Genomic DNA, 17,941 nt, shown 5'->3' with positions numbered 1-17,941 from the left:
GGGAAAGGGCTGCTCTTGAGGAAAGGTGAATAGCTCCTCCAGATGTTGTGGCATAGTTGTTCATGAATGTTGCCCCGTCTTGGAAGATAAGATCGGAGCCGGCGGAAGTAATTGCTCCTCCAAAAGCGTCCTGTGATGAATTAATAACTTGATTTCTGGCGAAAACAGCGTTGCTTCCAAGAGTGACTGTTCCGCCGTAGCTGTAAATGGACCCGCCATAGATATGGCTTCCACGATAGCTGGCGATTCTGGACGAATTATCGAAAAAGGTAGCGTTGTCCCCTATGGTCACGCTCCCCCCGCTGTTATAAAGCACACCAGCATACAGGTCGTATTCCGAAGTGGATATAATCACATTGCCGGAGAAGATTGCTCCGTTCCCCATGGTCAGGTGATTGTCGATATTCATAATCAATCCACCGTTCCCGGCAGATTTCCCAGCAACGTCTGAAACACGAGTATTGTTGTGGAAAACGACACCGTCTCCAAACGTTGTGGGAGTGCTAACTTCCACTACGTAGTATCCATCATCGCACTGGGTAAACTGGACCCGGCCCGTTATTTTTATGGAAGAAGCCTCTAACTCATCAGTAATGAGGGGCCGGCTGAAATTGCTCCAGATGATGGAATCCATTTCCAGAATCACGTTGCCTTGCTGTTTTGCGGGAGCATACAGTTGCTTGTCAAGACCCAGCCCGGACAGGTTGATGGTGCGGAAAGTTCCCGAATCATTGGAACGGAAATTGACGGCGGCCGGCAGGCTGGTTTCCAGAGTAGCATCGTCATTGTGCAGAATAACGGTGTCTCCGGAAGACAGAGTCCCGGAAACGGCCAGTTCCTGAAGCGTGGCGTATACGTTCCGGTCCTTGTTGGTTGTCTGGGAGGCATCCACCACGAATTCCGCCGCGGTAGCGGCGGAAGCCAGTGTTACGGCAACAAGGAAGTGTGTCAGGACAAAACGGCGTAATGTTAATGGAATAGTAATTTTCATAATAATTATCATTAATATGAGGACGCCGCATCATAGGAGGATTTTTAATCCGCTGTTAAAATAACGTTTTAACAATGAGTATATTAGAAAATATTCTAATTTCTCTGGAATATGCTTTTCTGGAGAATGCCGGCGTCTTGTGACCCGGAAAAGCGCAGCCTTCTGTTTTACCCCTTGGTTGAAGTTGCGTTGTTATATATTCATGATCAGTATATTATTATCATTTTTCCCGAAACATCTTCCAAAACGATATGAAAAAATTAATTCCTATCAAATTAATAGGATTGACAGCGGATTAAAAATCCGCTGTCAGCAGCCCTTTTCCCCGGCGCCATGAAAACCTTTGAAGATTATCTGGAACCGTTTTATCCTTAATTATTTATTCTTTTTATGGAAGAATATTGCATTCCAATGTTGTTTCCGGGCAACTTGGGGGTACGTTCCCTTCCGGGGAAATTCGGAGAATGAATTTTTGTTGAAATTTTGTATTTCCCTTTTCACCGGAGATCATGGAAATCAATGGATGCGGGCATGAAGAACCCTTCTGTAACGCAGGTGGTAAGGAAGACGGATAAACGCCCATCAAAAAGGCCGGGAGCCGGATTTTATCCGTGTGCGCGGGCCGCGGGAAAGAACGGGGCAGGGAGAAAGCTGGGGGAAAAGGGGTGCCTTGCAGTGCAGATGTCGGCACCCCTTTGAAAAACGGTGAATGCGTTATTTGCCGGATTTGCCCAGCCTGTACCCGGCGTAGGTTTCCGTATTGTACAGGGGCTGATTGTCCGGCACAGCGTAGCCGATGGATTTGCGAATAGCGAGGAAGTCCGCCACGCCTTCCGGCCCCACCTGGTTCAAAGGCGCTTTGTGCAGGCCGGCCATCAGCACCATGCGGCAGTAGGCGTCCGCATTTTCCATGAACCATTCCGCTTCTTCCACGTCACGTGCTCCGGTAATGACTCCGTGGTTTTCCATGAAAACGACGGTGGACTGTTTGGCAGCTTCCGCCACAGCCCGGGCCGTTTCCAGAGAACCGGGCGTTCCGTAAGGGGCCAGCGGGATATGTCCCAGGAAGATATCCGCTTCCGGATTAATTCCGGAGGGAGGAACCTGTCCGGCAAACAGGAAAGCATTGCAGTGCGGGGGGTGGGCATGAATGCAGGCATTGACTCCCACGGATTTCATCATGGCAATGTGCGTTTTCACCTCGCTGGTGGAGGGGCGTATGCCCGCCTTCTGGCGCGCGTCCATGTCCACCATGCAGATGTCTTCCACAGTCATGAAGCCTTTGGAACACAGGGTAGGGGAGCAGAGCAGCAGATTCTGGGCCACGCGCACGGAGATATTGCCCCCGTTGCCGTCCACATATTCCCGGTTCCACAGGCGGCGCCCTATGTCGCACATGCGTTTCTTGATAACCAGAATTTCCGGGGAATGGAAGAATTCATTCACTTCCTCCCGCGTGACGGGATTGTATTTTTCCCATGGGAACACTTTGTCCGGAAGGGGGGGGGAGATTGACCAGTCTTCTGACATATTGAGATGTAATAGCGTGTTATTGATTGAGATTTTCGTAGGCGGCTTCCTGGGAACCCGGCATGTATGTCCGGTAGGTAATGCCGAAGGCGTCCCGGGCCTGCTCCGGCGTAGAGTACACCCCGGCGCCCGCAAAGGCAAACATGGATGCTCCCAATACCGTACTTTCTGAAACTTCAGAGACTTTTACGGGAATCCGGAGAATGTCCGCCCTCATCTGGGTCCAGACGCTGTTTCTGGCGCCTCCGCCCACCAGGATAAGGAATTCGCTTTTGAACCCGCCCACGGATTCCAAACGGCGCAGACGGGATTTCAGCCGCCAGGTGAGCGCTTCCATGGCGGCGCGGTAGATATGGCCGCGTGTTCTTCCCAGCACCAGGCCGTTGATGGAGCCTTTCCGGTCTCCGGAGGCCAGGAAGTCCGGAATCATGGTTACGCCGTCGCAGCCGGGAGGGACGGCGGCCGCTTCCGCGTCCATGGCGTCATAGGATTCCCCGTGAAAGCAGGCTGCTTTCACCCATTCGATGATGCCGGAACCCAGCCATTGAAGCCCGGGGTTGAGCAGGCCGGATTCCGCGTCGAATTCCGCTGTGGCGCCGTCCTCATAATCTTCCCGGGTCAGCGTGGCCTGCGCGGAGCGCGCCATCAGGATTTCCCATGTGCCGGAGGAAAGGACGGGCTGGTCCTTTGCCGCGCCGGATCCGAAAATGGCGAACTGGGTGTCATGCCCGGCGGAAATGACGGGAATGCCCTCCAGGGCCGGGAGATTCATCGCGTCTGCCGCTTCCGGCGTAAGGTGGCCGATAGTTTCCCCTGCATTCACGATGGCAGGAAAGAGGCTGCGTCTCAGGCCGAGGCGGTTCAAAATAAGTTCGGAAAAATCTCCCGTTTCCAGATCCGTGAGCTGGGAGGTCCCTGCCATGGTCCGGTCTGTCGCCATGATGCCGGTGAGCCTGTACGCCAGCAGATTGGAGATGAAGAGCCACGCATGGGCTTTTTTCAGAAGTTCCGGGCGGTTTTCCTTGAGCCAGATGAGTTTGTAAATGGTATTGAAGGCAAAGGCCCCCACGCCGGAGATACGGTTAAGTTCCTCTTGCGGGATATATTTGCCGATGTTTTTCATGACCTCCGCTGTGCGGGGGCATTTCCAGGAGATGACTGGATAGAGCAGATTGCCGGCGTCATCCACAAGCGCCCCGTCCACGCCAAAGGTGGTAACCGTGGCGGCCACCACCTGTTTGACATCCAGGCCTTCCAGGGCTTTCACGGCACATTCGGAGAGCTGTTTGAAAATCCGGTCGGCGTCCCAGATATGAAATTCGGGATTTTCCTCACCGGGCAGCGTGGCGTTCGGCTGTGCGGCTTTCCCCACAATGACGCCTTGTTCATTCACAACCATGGCGCGCACGTTAGTCGCGCCGCAGTCCAAGCAAAGGGAGTACATGAGTTAAGAGTTAATTGTGAAAAGTTAATAGGAATCCGGTTGAGCTGTTTTGTTAATAGAAATGAGCATGTTAAGGATTTCTGTGCAGTCCTGGTCGATAAAGAATACTTCCTCTTTCGTCAGGCTTCCGGCGGCATGCGGCAGTTTAAGCCATGTATGCGTCTCGGAACATTCCTTCAGGATATGCGGGTTTTGGGAAAGAAATCCCTTCTGCTGCTTCCATAGACAGCTTCGGATAAATTGGCGGCAATGCCCGTACCGGAACGTATGAGCCGGATGGGCAATTCCCGCTTGCCTCCTGCTTTTTCAAGCGCCTGCATCATTGAATGATGCGGCCCGAGAAAGAAAAGCTTTTAGAGGAAACGAGACTTTCTGCCATGTTTTATCCGAAGCTGTTAACTATTACCTATTAACTGTTGCCTTTCGTTTTCAGTATTTCCCGTACAGCGGGCCGTAGTTGGCGCAGGCGCGGAAATCAGCCCCTTCCGGATCCGCAGTGCCGTGGAGACCCCAGGCGGAGGGGCGGTAGATTTGGTCATCCGGAATGTTATGGGCATATACGGGAATGCGCAGCATGGAGGCCATCGTCAGGATGTCCGCGCCGATGTGGCCGTAAGTAAAGGCTCCGTGGTTGGCTCCCATGTTGGCCATGACGCTGTACACGTCCGTAAAGGCTCCCTTGCCGGTCAGGCGCGGGGCGAACCAGGTGGTCGGCCAGCCCGGATCGGTGCGTTCGTCCAGGGTTTTGTGCACCTCGGCAGGCAGCTCCACGGACCAGCCTTCCGCCACGATCAGAACGGGGCCGAGCCCCTTGACGATGTTCAGGCGCATCATGGTGACGGGGGCGCCGCCCCTGGTGACGTAATGGACGGAGTAGCCGCCGCCGCGGAAGTATTCCCGGTTGGCCGGGCACCAGACGGCTTGCTCCATCATGGTTTTCGCATCGTCCGGGGTGACGTCCCAGTGTTTTTTCATGACGGGCTGTCCGTCCTTGTCCGTGCAGGCCATGCAGCCGTCCAGGGCGGCGGAGCCGGAATTGATGAGGTGGATGATGCCGTCCTTGGCATGGCCTTCCAGCGTATAACCCGTGACGCGCTTCACGGCTTCCGGGCTCCAGTAGGTGCGAACGTCCGCGAAGACGTTGGCTTGTCCGGTCAGCAGATAGCCGAAGAGGAGGCAGGCGCCGTTGAGAGAGTCATTTTCCGTGGCGAAGGGAAGCGGGGCGCGCGGGCCGTTCCAGTCAAAGGTGGAGTTAAGCAGGGTTTCCGCAATGTCTCCGTTCGGGTAAAAGTCCGTCCAGTGGCGCTGGCCCTGGAAACCGCCGGCAATGGCCTGGTAACCCAGGGATTCTTCTTCGCGGTCGATTTTCTTGAGTTTGGGATTGCCCTGCATCATATCGCGGAAGATCATGGCCATCAGCACGCTTTCCCTGAAGGTTTTGCGGCGTCCGGCTTCGTCCAGCTTCAGGTCCGGGCGGTTTTTGTCCTCGGCGAATTTAAAGACGGAGTCCGCCCATTGCATGGCGAGGTCGAATTCCGCTTCGTCATAAATTTTCTGGTCCATGCGGCGGCGCACTTCCGTCATGTCCACGGCCTGTACGCGGATGCCCAGGTAATTTTCCCAGAAAGACTGGTCCACGATGGAACCGGCAATGCCCATGGAGCAGCCGCCGATGGAGAGATAGCCTTTTCCGCGGAGGGTGGCTACGGCGAGGCCGGCGCGGCAGAAGCGCAGGATTTTTTCAGCTACGTCTTCCGGAATGGAAGTGTCCGTGGCGTCCTGCACGTCTTTTCCATAGATGGAGAAAGCCGGGAACCCTTTCTGGTTCAGTCCGGCCAGAGCGGCGGCCAGGTACACGGCGCCGGGCCGTTCCGTGCCGTTGAAGCCCCAGATGGCCTTGGGAGTGAACGGATCCATGTCAAATGTTTCACTGCCGTAGCACCAGCAGGGCGTGACGGCCAGGGAGACGCCGACGTTGTTGGCCTTGAACTTGTCCGCGCAGGCGGCGGCTTCCGCCGGGCCGCCGATACAGGTGTCCGCGATTACGCATTTAACGGGTTCTCCGGAGGCGTGACGGATGTTGGCCTCAATGAGGGCCGCCGCCGCCCTGGCCATGTTCATGGTTTGATCTTCCAGGGATTCCCGAACGCCGAGGCGGCGACCGTCAATCGTGGGGCGGATTCCGATGGTTGGTAATGCTGTTTTCATATTTTGCGTAGGTGATGTGAAGTGGTCATGCCCGGGCAGGCTCTTCTTCTTTTTTCAGATGAGTGTTGCGGAAGAAGAAGCCGTAGATTAGTACCACGGCAAAGCAGATGATGGGAATAAAGAAGGATGACCGTACCGCTTTTTCCACAAAGTTTTCCTGGGCCGTCTGGAATTGCTTCATATCCAGGGGGCTGGCGATGAGGTTGTCCAGCACTTCCGCCTGGTTCCCGGAGAGCGTGGAGAGAGCGGGGATCAGGGAGAATTGCTGAATTTGCTGTTCTCTTCCGGCAGGAGCGGGGAGGCGTTCCAGATTGGCTTTGAAAACGGCCAGTTCCTCGGGCTTGAGGGAGGAACAGCCGGGCAGGGATTGGGCCGCCTGCTCAAAAGCTGCCCCTTCCAGGGAGGGAAGGGAAAGGAAAGTTGCCAGGTTTTTCTGGAATTTGCCGGCGGCCCTCGCCTGTTCTTCTCCGTCCGCAGGGTTGGCTTCAGACATCCTGTACAGCGCCAGCATGGCTCCGGATAAGGATTTGCGGGCGTCTGCCGCTTCCGCCTGCGCGATCAGGGGCCGGTTGATGGATTCAAAATAGGCCACCTGGTTTTTTACTGTGGTGTTGTCTATCCAGGACCCCATGTACGGGGTAATGACTGCACCGCCCAGAATGGCCATGATAAGGCCCGCCGCTCCCAGTTTCACTTCAGACCCCAGTCCGCGCAGGGCGATGCCGTAAATAGTGGGGAACATCAGGGACATGCAGCCGGAGATGCCGACCAGCGTCCAGACGGAGATTTCCCTGGGCAGATAGATGGTGCCCAGGCAGCAGAGAATGCCGGCGACGGCGAAAAGGGACATCATGTTGGCCGGGTTAAATTTTTTCATCAGGGCCGTAGTGATGGCGCGGCAGACGATAAACAGGATGATGGAAAAGATATAGTAGTTGGAGGCTGCCGCTTCCTGCATTCCGGGGAAGACGGACATGATGTATTTAATCGTCCACGTCCACACGGCGATCTGCACGCCTACATAGAAAAACTGGGCAGCCACGCCGCAGAAGTAGCGCGGAAGCTTCACCAGCTTCATAAGCTGGCAACGGTAGTCCGGCATGATGAGCAGGAAGGCGATGGGGCCGATCATCATAATCAGGATTTGCTGCACCATGCTGAATTCGAAAGAGGAATAGTACTGGAACAGGAAGGGGATGAGAATCAGGGCGATGCAGAGGCCCAGGCGGCCTAGTTTGGAGGAAAGGGGCTGCGTGTTTTCCCGGGTGGGCACGTTTTTATCGTCAGATTGGTAACGGCAGAAGAAAAACCAGATTACGGCGGCGATGGCTACCAGGCCCACATAAGGAACGCACACCCAGAAGAGTTCATCGCTGACAATGGCGTTCAGCTGTTCCGGGTCCATGGCTTTGCGGGTGTCCATGTCCGCATCGTTCAAGTGCGCCAGAATGAAATATTTGGCCAGGAAAATACCCGTCAGGGAGCCTATGGGATTGAAGGCCTGGGCGAAGTTCAGACGGCGGACACTCGTTTCCTGGGCCCCCATGGAGAGAACGAAGGGGTTGCAGGTGGTCTCCAAAATGGAGAGGCCTCCGGCCAGCACGAAGATGGCTGCCAGATAGATATCGAAACTTTGCCCGATGGCGGCGGGAATATAGCACAGCGCGCCTATCATGTAGAGCCCCAGTCCGATGAGGACGCCCGCCTTGTAGGAAAATTCCTCCAGAAGGATGGAGGCGAAAATGGCAAGCACCGCGTATGCCCCATAAAAGGAAATTTGAACCCCGGCGGATTCCGAAGCATTGATCATGAATATTTTGCTGAATGCCGGGACCAGGTTGTCCGTCATGTTGTTCAGGAGGCCCCACAGCGCAAAACAGGAGACCAGCATGAAGAACGGCAGCCGGTACCGTTGGGGAACGATCGGCACGGTAGAGGTACGGTTGTTATCCATATTGCTTTTGCCAATTTCTCATAAGGACGGCGGTGCGTCAATCTGGAAACCTGAAAGAGTCCAGAAATTATCCAACCTGTTGATAGAAAAAATAAAAGGATGTTTTTTTCGGGGTGATGCCCCGTCAGTGTACGCAGCAGAAGCTCTTTCTTCTTGACTTGTGTTTTTGCGGCGGCTAGGGATAGAAAGATGAAAAAGAGCATTCTGGCAGTCTGTCTGGGCCTGGCGGGATTCTGGAGCGTTCAGGCTGAAGATTCCCCCATTGCGGATCCGGAAAGGGTAAATGAACAAAGCGATGCGAAACTGCCTTCAGGGGAATTGTTGTCGGATCATGTGGCGGAAGCGGAGTTTACGGGAATGATTCACCGGAAATGCATGTTTCTTACTTCCCTGTGTCCGGACAAGTGTGACCACGCCAGGGATTTCGCCGTTTTCCGGATCGTCAAGTACCTGGATTACCGGAAACCGGGCAAGTACGGCGATGAAAAGCAGGAGCAGCTGATGGTGGACGTTAATCCGGCGCACAAGCCGCTTCTGCAGGGCGCGGATGTTTTGAAGAAGATATCCGCCCTCAAACCGGGGGACAAGGTGGTTCTTCACTGGGCCCATTACTATATGCACCGGAACTCCAGTTCTTTCCCGGAACGCCCCGTGATTTCCGTGGAGCCGGCGGCTCTTTCCGAAGGAAAAACGGGAAAATAGGGACTGGTCTTTCTTCAGGCCGTTCAAGCGGAGCTGGACGAAACGGAAAGCCGTGTGTTAGAAAACGGACCGGCAAATGGCGCTGCTCCGGGCAAGATTGTCCTGATGAGCGGCGTATATATCCAGCGAAACACACCATAAATACGATGCGTTTATCTTTGAATACATTAACGGGGGTGGCCCTTTTGTGCGCCTTGGGGCTGTCTGTTCCCGCTGCTCTTGGTACGGAAAGCTTTGAGCAGGCCAAACAAGGCAGGTTCACGTCTCTTCCCACCAAATACGGCCCCATGTCCTGCGGGGACGGCGTGGCGGAAATCGGGAGAGGAGGAAAATCCGGGAAATCTTCCCTGCGGATGTTCGGCGGGCAGGATACCGAATTGAAACTGGACTTGAAGGATATTCCTTCCAGAGAAGTCCGGTTGTCTGCCTGGGCGGAACGATGGACCGGACAGGCCCCTTTTGAATTTTCCATTGTGGCCATAGGGCCGAAGGGAGAAAAGAAGATTTATGACGGCAAGGATATCAGGACGGGCGGGTTTCATACCAAGATAAAAGCCAGTGTTCCCGCCGGAACGCGTTCCCTGCTGTTCAGGCTTACTTCTCCGGAGAATAAGGGAATGAAGCTGGACGATTTGTTCATCGTTCCCTGTGTTCCCATGAAGGTGAATCCGCAGGTGGAGATGGCCTCTTCCGCCTATCCGGTGATGGTGCGCATCCCGTGCAACCCTGTTCTTTCCCTGAATGTCCGTACGGACGGCTGCCTAAATCCCCAGTTTCTGACAGCCGTCAATCTGGATTTTACGGGTACGACGAAGCTTTCCGACATTGCATCCGTGACTGTCATGCGGGGGGAAGAGGAGCCCCACGTTCATCATGGGGAAGAGCCGTTTCCGAAAGACTCTTCCCAGGTTCTTGGCACGGTAAAGCTTGCCGGTTCCACGAGACCCCAGATTTCTGTGAAGGGGAACATGGAGCTGGAGCCCGGAGACAATTACCTGTGGGCTTGCGTGACGATGAAAGAAGGAGCCTCCCTGGACGGCAGGGTGGTGGTGCGTCCGGCCAGCCTTGTGGCGGGCAATAAACTGGTGAAGGTTGCCCATGCGGCTCCCGTAGCGCAACGCATCGGCGCGGCCGTAGTCAGGCATGGGGATTTCAACTCCAAATTTTACCGTATTCCCGGGCTGGCCCGTTCCAAGAAGGGAACTCTGCTGGCCGTGTACGATATCCGGTACAATCATGCCGGAGACCTGCCTGCCAACATTGACGTGGGCGTAAGCCGTTCCGCGGACGGAGGCCGTACCTGGTCTGACGTCAAGATCGCCATTGATGATTCCAGGATTGCCCCTTCTCTGGGGGCTACCAAAGGCGTAGGGGATCCGGCCATTCTGGTGGATGAAAAGACGGGGCGCATCTGGGTGGCCGCCATATGGAGCCACAGGCATTCCATCTGGGGCAGCAAGTCCGGAGACAATTCCCCGGAGGCCTGCGGACAGCTGGTGCTGGCCTACAGCGATGACGATGGCCTGACCTGGTCCAAGCCGATTAATATCACGGAACAGACCAAGAACAAGGATTGGCGCATTTTGTTCAATGGCCCCGGCAACGGCATTTGCATGAAAGACGGCACGCTGGTTTTCGCCGCCCAGTATTGGGACGGCAAGGGGGTGCCGTGGTCCACCATTGTTTATTCCAAAGACCGGGGAAAAACCTGGCACTGCGGCACGGGCGTCAACCAGCAGACGACGGAAGCCCAGGTGATTGAGCTGGAAGACGGTTCCATCATGATCAACGCCCGGTGCAACTGGGGCGGTTCCCGCGTAGTGGGCGTTACGAAGGACCTGGGCCTGACCTGGGAAAAACACCCCACCAACCGCACTTCCCAGCTGAAGGAGCCGGTCTGTCAGGGCAGCCTGCTTGCCGTGGACGGCGTGCCGGGGGCGGGCAGAGTGGTTCTGTTTTCCAATCCCAATACCACATCCGGACGTTCCCACATGACGCTGAAAGCCTCTACGGATGACGCCGGTTCATGGCCGGAAGACAAGTGGCTCCTTTACGATGCCCGCAAAGGCTGGGGGTATTCCTGCCTGGCGCCGGTAGACAAGAACCATGTGGGCGTGCTGTACGAATCCCAGGGGGCGCTGAATTTTCTGAAAATTCCCTACAAGGATGTTCTTAACGCCAAAAATGTGCGCTGATTCCGTTTCCCGGTAACATGTTGAACGGGCCGTTTCCTCTGGAGAACGGCCCGTTTTTTGTTCCGGGTGTGTTTTTGTGAAAAGACCTGGCCGCCGGGCTCCGGGAGATTGTTTGCCGCTAAAGGCGGAAAACCGTGCAGGAAACGGCTCCTCTCCCTCTGACGGGAAAGCTGGCAGTGTATTGTTAATTTTTTGAAAGACGAAATTGTCAGGATAAAAAGGAAGCAAGAGCTTCCTTCAGCATGTTTCTGGCGCGGAACAGCAGGCTTTTGGTAGCGGGAACCGTCATATCCAGCACTCTGGCTATTTCCTCATAGGGCATATTTTCGAAACGGCGCAATTGAACGGCCAGCCGCGCCTTTTCCGGCAGGGCGGCGATTGCCGCGTCCACGGCTTGCCGGAGTTCCGTATGCTCCAGCGCTTCGTCCGGGGCCTGGGAAGGTTCCAGAAATACGGCCATTCCACCTTCCTCCTCCATGGCGTCTGCGGAGGTGGTAGGCTTGCGTTTCTGGCGGCGCACTTCATTGAACACCAGATTGCGCAGGATGGTGAACATCCAGGTGGTAAACCGTGCGGAAGGTTCGTAATTCCCGGCTCCCTTCCAGATGCGGATGAATACCTGCTGGGCGATGTCCTCTGTCTCCGGACCGTTGTTCAACATGCGGGCCACAGCCGCATATACGGAATTCTGGTGTTTGCGGACCAGCATTTCCATGGCGGAAGCGTCGCCATTCCTGACCCTCAGCATCAGCTTGGCATCTTCGTCTGGTTCCGCAGGCGGCATGTCTTGTGCTTCGTCCATGAAATACCCTTCTATAAACCCCGTGTCCGGTGAAAGGTTGCGGCCGGCAGGGCGTATTCCAGAAAAAAGTTTATCCTGTCTTTACATGGCTGACGAGATGAAAACAGGTCTTTCTTTTTTCGCACAGGGGGCTGGTAAAACTTTTGCTCTTTTCGAAGCCCGGAAAATATTCACGCTTTTGAAGAAGCGGGGCCGGGGCGTTGATGGATTCCTTCCATGCCCGCCGATTTGACAAGGGCGGAAGGGGATTGTCCGGGGGGAGGAATGGAGGCCGTCCCTTTGGCTCTCCGGTTTCACCACGCCGGGCTGGAAAACGCTTGGATGGAGAGAAAGTCCATGTTATTCTTTTTCCAGTTCGGCAGGGGTGCCCAAATAAAGGCTGAGATTGCGGGAACGGCATGCTGTTTCCGCAGAACCCTTCAAACCTGATGCGAATAATTCCGCCGCAGGGAGTTCGATGGAACGGGCTTGTCCCGTTTTTCGGGGAGGTTTCGTTTCCGCTGTTCCCCTGCCGAAACAGAACAGCACTCATCCCATGAACGATACCTCCAATTTGTCCTATCCCGGTTCCCGCCGCATTTATGTTCCGGGCCGTCTGTACCCGGATGTCCGGGTTCCCATGAGGGAAATCCTTTTGAGCGATACCTTGCTGCCCGACGGGACCTCCCATCCTAATGACCCGGTGCGCGTGTACGATTGCTCCGGCCCCTGGGGGGACGCTGCGTATGAAGGGACTGCAGAGAACGGGCTTCCCTCCCTGCGTGCCGCCTGGATACGGGCCCGCGGGGATGTGAAAGAGGATGAGGGGCAGGAGCGCTCCCTGCGTGCCGCGGGTAAAACGCCTGTGACACAGCGTTATTACGCTCAACAGGGCGTTATTACGCCGGAAATGGAATTTGTCGCCATCCGGGAAAATTTGGGCAGGGAACAGGCTTTCAAGGCGATATACGACCGCTATCCGAACGCCAAAAGCCGCCCGGACGGGGCCGCGGAAGCCCTGGAAACGCTTACCATGATGCCGCGGCCGTCCGAATTGGAGGCGCAGGAAGGATTTGGGCCGTCCAGCATGGTGGCCCGCGACCGGCTGGATCACCAGCATGCCCCGGAACGCCGGAAGGGCTGCCGCATGCCTGCTTACTTTACGCCTGAATTCGTCAGGGATGAAATTGCCTCGGGCCGTGCGCTGATTCCCGCCAACATCAATCATCCGGAATGTGAACCGATGGCCATCGGCCGCAATTTCCTGGTAAAAATCAACGCCAACATAGGCAACTCCGCGCTGGGGTCCAGCATTGAGGAGGAGGTGGAAAAGCTGCGCTGGGCCATTCACTGGGGGGCGGATACCGTCATGGACCTGTCCACCGGGAAAAACATCCACGCGACGAGGGAATGGATTTTAAGAAACTCCCCTGTTCCCATCGGGACTGTACCCATTTACCAGGCTCTGGAAAAGGTGGGAGGAAAGGTGGCTGACCTGAGTTGGGAGGTTTTTCGCGATACCCTGCTTGAGCAGGCCCGCCAGGGTGTGGACTATGTGACGGTGCACGCCGCCCTTCTGCTCAGGTTCGTGAACCATACGGCGCGGCGCATGACGGGCATCGTTTCCCGCGGCGGTTCCATCATGGCGCAGTGGAGCATGATCCACGAACAGGAAAATTTCCTTTATTCCCACTGGGATGAAATTTGTTCCATTCTGGCGGCTTACGACATTGCCGTCTCCATCGGGGACGGCCTGCGGCCCGGTTCCGTGGCGGACGCCAACGACTTCGCCCAGCTGGCGGAGCTGGAAGTGCAGGGGGATTTGACCATGCGCGCATGGAAGGCGGGCGTGCAGGTCATGAATGAAGGCCCCGGCCACGTTCCCATGCATCTTATTGGAGAAAACATGAGCAAGCAGCTGGAATGGTGCATGGAAGCGCCCTTTTACACGCTGGGGCCGCTGGTAACGGACATCGCCCCCGGTTACGACCATATTACCGGAGCCATCGGGGGGGCGATTATCGGCCAGCTCGGCTGCGCCATGCTTTGCTATGTAACCAGAAAAGAGCATCTGGGGCTTCCGGACAGGGAAGACGTGAGGGAAGGCGTGGTCACCTACAAGCTGGCGGCCCACGCCGCAGACCTGGCGAAGGGGCATCCATCCGCGCAATGGAGGGACAACGCTTTGGCCCAGGCCAGGTTTGAATTCCGCTGGGAGGATCAGTTCAATCTTTCTCTGGATCCGCAAAAGGCGCGTTCCTTCCATGACCTGACGCTTCCTCATGCCAACGCCAAAAAAGCCCATTTCTGTTCCATGTGCGGTCCGGATTTTTGCGCTATGCGCCTGAGCCAGGAGGTCCGCCGTCGCTCACAGCAGTAGGCGTCTTTGTTCAGGAGTTTCTGATGAAGCCGGTTCTTCTTAAAAAAGAATGACACGCGCAGGGATAATGCTATAGTGCGGTTAACATGAGAAGTTCATTTTTCCCTGCAATTGGCGTTCTTTCCTTGGCCTCCGCTTTGATTTGTTCCGCGTCTTCCTCCTGGGAGACTGATTGGAATAAGGCGCTGGAGAAAGCCGGAAAGAGCGGACAGCCGGTACTGGTTGACTTTACCGGTTCCGACTGGTGCCCCGGATGTATTTATCTGCGCAAGAATATTTTTGACACGGATGCGTTCGCCAAATATGCGGCAGATCATCAATTCGTGCTGCTGGAGCTGGATTTTCCCAAGACCGCCGGGAAAATGCCTCCGGAACAGCTTAAATTCCATGAAGATCTGATGCGCCGTTACGGCGTTTCCTCATTCCCGACTGTTTTGCTGATGGAAGGGAATGGCGCTCCTTATGCTAAAATAATGAGTGCGACCAGGACGCCGGAGGAATATCTGAAGAAACTGGAGGCTGCCGGAGAAACGAGGAAGAAGTTGAAAGAGGCTGTGGCGGCGGCCCTGCCGCTGAAAGGAAAGGAAAAACTGGAGCAGCTTGTTAAGGCCCTGAACGTGCTTCCGGAAGATTTGCAGCCTTTTCAGAAGGAGTTGATTGCAGAAATTTCCGTCTTGGACCCGGAAGATAAATACGGATTCGCGGGGAAGTCTGAAAAGGCTGCAACCATGGAGAAGCAACGGCTTATGTGGGAGCAATTCTGCCGGAAATATTCGGGAAAATTCTCTGCGGCAGATATGCTCGCCGCCCGTAAGGAAGCATTGAATATGCTGGAAAATAAAGACATGCTCCCTCCGATTCGTCTGGAAATCGCCAAATATATCAGCGATGGGTATGCCCTGGAACGTAATTTCCCCAAGGTTCTGGAATACTTGAAAATTGCCCGGGATGCCGATCCGGAATCACAGGCGGCCAAAAAGCTGGAACCATGGATTGAAAACATGCGGAAATTTGTCAATCAGGAGAAGTAGAAGTTGTCCGGAAAGGCATGGCGGCCTTCTGCGGGAGGCTGCCATGCCTTTCCGTTTTTTATTTTAAACAAAAAAATGGGGCTGTTGCGCTATGGTTGATGAAGGGAACGAATATGCAGAAATGAATACGCCGGCCTATGTCAGAAAAGAGGAGGTGATTGAGGGAGAAAGCAGCCATTTGCTGAGTTGGGATGAGTGGCTGCGGGAACATGCTGCCCAGTTGCTGTTGTTTGCCCGCCAGCAGTCCCGCTCACCGGAAGATGCGGAGGACATACTTCAGGATGCCCTGATACGCCTGGCGCGCAAGGAGGCTTCCGGGGAATTTGTGGGAGGGCAGGAGGCGTGGCTCTCCTATGTCTTTGCCTCCATCCGGCGTCTGGCGGTGGATTATGGCCGCAAATCCGACCGCCGCCAGAAAAGGGAAGATGAGGCCTGCGCCGCTGAACAGGATGAGGATGTTTATGCGGACCCCTGGTTTTCCAGCGCTGCGGCGGATGAGGAACTCAAACAATTCATGGAAACGCAGCTCAGGAAGCTCCCTCCCAAGTTCTCTGAAGTCATTGTCCTGAAAATATGGGGGGAGCAAACTTTTCAGCAAATTGCGGAAACGCTGGAAATCTCGCAGAATACGGCGGCGAGCCGGTACCGTTACGGGATTGACCTGCTCCGCAGGGCTTTAAGAAATAAAAAGAATCAATTCTAACGCCGTTCCGCCCTTATGAAATATGAGACAACATCATCTGCCGCAGGGGAGGAAGGCGGCGGTACTGCCGCCCTGCAGCCCCTTCCCGTATCTGATGAACTGATTTCCCGGCTGGCCGGAAAGTGTGAGGAAATCTTCCCTTTGAACAACCGATTCCGCCGCGATGAAATCTCCGATGATGAAATTCATGAGATGGAATCCCTCTTGAAACGTCTTCAGCCCTCTCCGGCAAGAGTCCTGTTCAGGGAGCAATGCTGTGCCCTGATGTGCGCGGAATCCGAACATGAGATGGAAACCCGGCTGAAAAGGCTTTCCGCTTCTTCCATGCTGGAATTTTCCGTCTGTAAAATGGCGCAAGCCATGAATTGCGCCAGTGATGAGAAACGGGAAAAAGCGTTGAACATCTCCCTCTGGCGGCGTTTTGCCTGTATTTCCGGCATTTCTGCGGCTGCCGCTGTGGGGGCTGTCATGCTGGTTCAACATGCACTGGTGCCTTCCGGCGGAACGGTGGCTGCCGGAAATGCCGGGGAAGCCTCCACGGAAAAGGCTGAAACGCCTGTAATTCCCGGTGAAAAGCGGGAGTTGCTCCGGACGCCCACTATTTTTGAACTGCAGGGAGGGGATGAGCGTGTACCTGTGATTGCTCCTGCCGTTATACGCAGGATTCTTCCTGAAAAGGAATACTGAGAAAGTGCGGTGCATGCATCTCGCCGGAATGGGCGATCTGTTGCGGCCTTCCAGTTTTTCTTGGTAGGGAGGAAAAAAGCCCGGCTGGCGTCATGGTGATAAGAAGCCGGAAAATCAGCGGTTTTATCCCAAAGGGAGAATCTTTGATTTTGGAGATATGGTATTCTCCGATATTCTGCGGCGTGGGAAGGAAGAAAAAATGCACGAATTTTGAACATTGTATGGACAGATGTTGTATATTATCCCACATGGATATGAAACCCTGTATCTTTCTGACATTGGGATTGCTGGCAGGTTCGGGCTCCGGATATTCCATTGACCGGCCCGCAGGAAGTACGGATAACCTTCAGCCGCCTCCTCTGACGCCATATACGCATCAGGTCAGGCCTCTCCCCTCTTCCAAACCGGCCAGACTGGGAATTGTTCCGGGCACGGTGCCTCAAGCGCTTGTTGCCCAGCTGGAGCTGAGCGGATTCCCCGGAGTGCTGGTGACCAAAGTGATGCCGGCCAGCCCCGCGGCCAGGGCCGGCCTTCTGGAAAATGACGTCATCGTCAAGCTGGGGGATGTTTCCCTGTCCGGTCCGCAATCCGTGACGGAAGCCCTGTCTGAAAAGGCTCCCGAAGACAGGATTACAGCGGTATTCTACCGGAAAGGAAAGCGGGAGACTGCTGAAATTACCCTGGATGGGGGAACGCTTTCCGCTGAAGAAATATTGGCGGCTCAGGGGGATCCCCGCACGCAGCCGCACGCAGTTCCCTCCGTTCGGCGTCAGGCGGCGCCTTTTTCCGGAATGTCTGCACGGCCTCATCTTTCTCAACGTATTCTGGATATTCAGCAGATGATGGATGAGTTTTTGGGAGATTCCGCCATGGATGATTCCCGGATGGACGACATCATCGGCCGGATGAACCTGACTCCCGGCGCGGCGCAGATGCTTCGGAGCTTGCAGGGCCTTCACCAAATGCCTATGCCTCCCATGGGCAAGGTCTCCGGAGGAGGCCAGAGCATGTCTTCCGTCCGGATGTCGGATGCCAACGGGACTATCGTGGTTTCTTCCAATTCCCGGACGGGAACCACAGTTCATGTGACGGACTCCGCGGGGAAAGTTCTGTATTCCGGTCCCTACAATACGCAGGAGGAAAAAGCCGCCGTACCGGAAGCCGTCAGGGAACGTTTGAAAAACATAGAAACCAATTTCTGCTTTTAACGGCTTCATGAAATAGCGGGGAAATCCGGATTCATGGAATTAACGGCAGCTGCCCCGCATGGGGCAGCTTTTTTATTCAGTGAAAGGGAGGGGAATTCTGCAATCCGTCCACAAGCCGGCTTTCCGG

Annotated in this window: 13 protein-coding genes, 2 pseudogenes and 1 riboswitch; of the genes and pseudogenes, 8 read left to right on the top strand and 7 right to left on the bottom strand. The window is 55.3% G+C overall.

Translation table 11 applies throughout. The features are described from left to right. The 6 genes and pseudogenes from B3075_RS01340 to B3075_RS01320 all read right to left on the bottom strand — a co-directional run. Nucleotides 1-991, bottom strand: a pseudogene (locus B3075_RS01340) (hypothetical protein); the annotation flags it as partial. Between the two features lie 714 nt (nucleotides 992-1,705). Beyond that, on the bottom strand, nucleotides 1,706-2,521 hold the full coding sequence (locus B3075_RS01335; protein WP_290488762.1) for a class II aldolase/adducin family protein: 816 nt from the start codon (nucleotides 2,519-2,521) through the stop codon (nucleotides 1,706-1,708). A 19-nt stretch (nucleotides 2,522-2,540) separates the two neighbouring features. Further along, entirely contained in the window at nucleotides 2,541-3,965 is a 1,425-nt protein-coding gene (gene fucK / locus B3075_RS01330; RefSeq protein WP_290488760.1) for an L-fuculokinase, read from the bottom strand. A 24-nt stretch (nucleotides 3,966-3,989) separates the two neighbouring features. After that, nucleotides 3,990-4,202: a four helix bundle protein gene (locus B3075_RS10405; protein WP_414631729.1), complete on the bottom strand. Its 213-nt coding sequence runs from the start codon at nucleotides 4,200-4,202 to the stop codon at nucleotides 3,990-3,992. Nucleotides 4,203-4,394: 192 nt separating this feature from the next. Next, a complete protein-coding gene (locus B3075_RS01325) occupies nucleotides 4,395-6,173 on the bottom strand; it encodes an L-fucose isomerase (protein WP_094137113.1) in 1,779 nt (592 codons plus the stop codon). Nucleotides 6,174-6,750: 577 nt separating this feature from the next. Then, nucleotides 6,751-8,127, bottom strand: a pseudogene (locus tag B3075_RS01320) (sugar MFS transporter); the annotation flags it as partial. A 189-nt stretch (nucleotides 8,128-8,316) separates the two neighbouring features. On the opposite strand from B3075_RS01320, the gene B3075_RS01315 reads away from it, so the two are divergent. Further along, on the top strand, nucleotides 8,317-8,829 hold the full coding sequence (locus tag B3075_RS01315; protein ID WP_094137111.1) for a hypothetical protein: 513 nt from the start codon (nucleotides 8,317-8,319) through the stop codon (nucleotides 8,827-8,829). A 146-nt stretch (nucleotides 8,830-8,975) separates the two neighbouring features. Next, a complete protein-coding gene (locus B3075_RS01310; protein ID WP_290491993.1) occupies nucleotides 8,976-11,024 on the top strand; it encodes a sialidase family protein in 2,049 nt (682 codons plus the stop codon). A 208-nt stretch (nucleotides 11,025-11,232) separates the two neighbouring features. On the opposite strand, the gene B3075_RS01305 is transcribed toward B3075_RS01310, so the two are convergent. After that, nucleotides 11,233-11,826 carry an RNA polymerase sigma factor gene (locus tag B3075_RS01305; protein ID WP_290488754.1) on the bottom strand — a complete coding sequence of 198 codons (594 nt, stop codon included), beginning with the start codon at nucleotides 11,824-11,826 and terminating at the stop codon, nucleotides 11,233-11,235. Here B3075_RS01305 and B3075_RS01300 point away from each other — a divergent pair. The 6 genes from B3075_RS01300 to B3075_RS01275 all read left to right on the top strand — a co-directional run bounded on the left by B3075_RS01300 (nucleotide 11,825) and on the right by B3075_RS01275 (nucleotide 17,814). After that, nucleotides 11,825-12,058, top strand: coding sequence for a hypothetical protein (locus B3075_RS01300; protein ID WP_290488753.1), 234 nt, complete (start codon nucleotides 11,825-11,827; stop codon nucleotides 12,056-12,058). The genes B3075_RS01305 and B3075_RS01300 overlap by 2 nt on opposite strands. Nucleotides 12,059-12,176: 118 nt before the next feature. Next, nucleotides 12,177-12,296, top strand: a riboswitch (TPP riboswitch). A 65-nt stretch (nucleotides 12,297-12,361) separates the two neighbouring features. Then, entirely contained in the window at nucleotides 12,362-14,185 is a 1,824-nt protein-coding gene (gene thiC, locus B3075_RS01295) for a phosphomethylpyrimidine synthase ThiC (protein ID WP_290488752.1), read from the top strand. Between the two features lie 137 nt (nucleotides 14,186-14,322). Further along, on the top strand, nucleotides 14,323-15,216 hold the full coding sequence (locus tag B3075_RS01290; RefSeq protein ID WP_290488750.1) for a thioredoxin family protein: 894 nt from the start codon (nucleotides 14,323-14,325) through the stop codon (nucleotides 15,214-15,216). Between the two features lie 121 nt (nucleotides 15,217-15,337). Further along, complete coding sequence (locus B3075_RS01285; RefSeq protein ID WP_290491992.1) at nucleotides 15,338-15,919, top strand: RNA polymerase sigma factor; 582 nt, start codon at nucleotides 15,338-15,340, stop codon at nucleotides 15,917-15,919. A gap of 15 nt (nucleotides 15,920-15,934) precedes the next feature. Continuing rightward, nucleotides 15,935-16,606, top strand: a complete 672-nt coding sequence (locus B3075_RS01280) for a hypothetical protein (protein WP_290488747.1) — start codon at nucleotides 15,935-15,937, stop codon at nucleotides 16,604-16,606. Between the two features lie 254 nt (nucleotides 16,607-16,860). Further along, on the top strand, nucleotides 16,861-17,814 hold the full coding sequence (locus B3075_RS01275) for a PDZ domain-containing protein (protein ID WP_290488745.1): 954 nt from the start codon (nucleotides 16,861-16,863) through the stop codon (nucleotides 17,812-17,814). Nucleotides 17,815-17,941: the final 127 nt, after the last annotated feature.

Origin of the sequence: Akkermansia sp. UBA7090 (assembly GCF_002493465.1) — a bacterium.
Classification (GTDB): Bacteria; Verrucomicrobiota; Verrucomicrobiia; order Verrucomicrobiales; family Akkermansiaceae; genus Akkermansia; species Akkermansia muciniphila_A.
The sequence above is the reverse complement of the archived record's forward strand: the minus strand, read 5'-3'. Positions and strand labels throughout refer to the sequence as shown.

Coding starts and splice junctions, on each gene's coding strand:
- fucK (WP_290488760.1), bottom strand. CDS start 3,965: ATGTACTCCCTTTGCTTGGACTGCGGCGCGACTAACGTGCGCGCCATG.
- B3075_RS01300 (WP_290488753.1), top strand. CDS start 11,825: ATGAAATACCCTTCTATAAACCCCGTGTCCGGTGAAAGGTTGCGGCCG.
- B3075_RS01325 (WP_094137113.1), bottom strand. CDS start 6,173: ATGAAAACAGCATTACCAACCATCGGAATCCGCCCCACGATTGACGGT.
- B3075_RS01285 (WP_290491992.1), top strand. CDS start 15,338: ATGAATACGCCGGCCTATGTCAGAAAAGAGGAGGTGATTGAGGGAGAA.
- B3075_RS01275 (WP_290488745.1), top strand. CDS start 16,861: ATGAAACCCTGTATCTTTCTGACATTGGGATTGCTGGCAGGTTCGGGC.
- B3075_RS01280 (WP_290488747.1), top strand. CDS start 15,935: ATGAAATATGAGACAACATCATCTGCCGCAGGGGAGGAAGGCGGCGGT.
- B3075_RS01315 (WP_094137111.1), top strand. CDS start 8,317: ATGAAAAAGAGCATTCTGGCAGTCTGTCTGGGCCTGGCGGGATTCTGG.
- B3075_RS01305 (WP_290488754.1), bottom strand. CDS start 11,826: ATGGACGAAGCACAAGACATGCCGCCTGCGGAACCAGACGAAGATGCC.
- B3075_RS01335 (WP_290488762.1), bottom strand. CDS start 2,521: ATGTCAGAAGACTGGTCAATCTCCCCCCCCCTTCCGGACAAAGTGTTC.
- B3075_RS01310 (WP_290491993.1), top strand. CDS start 8,976: ATGCGTTTATCTTTGAATACATTAACGGGGGTGGCCCTTTTGTGCGCC.
- thiC (WP_290488752.1), top strand. CDS start 12,362: ATGAACGATACCTCCAATTTGTCCTATCCCGGTTCCCGCCGCATTTAT.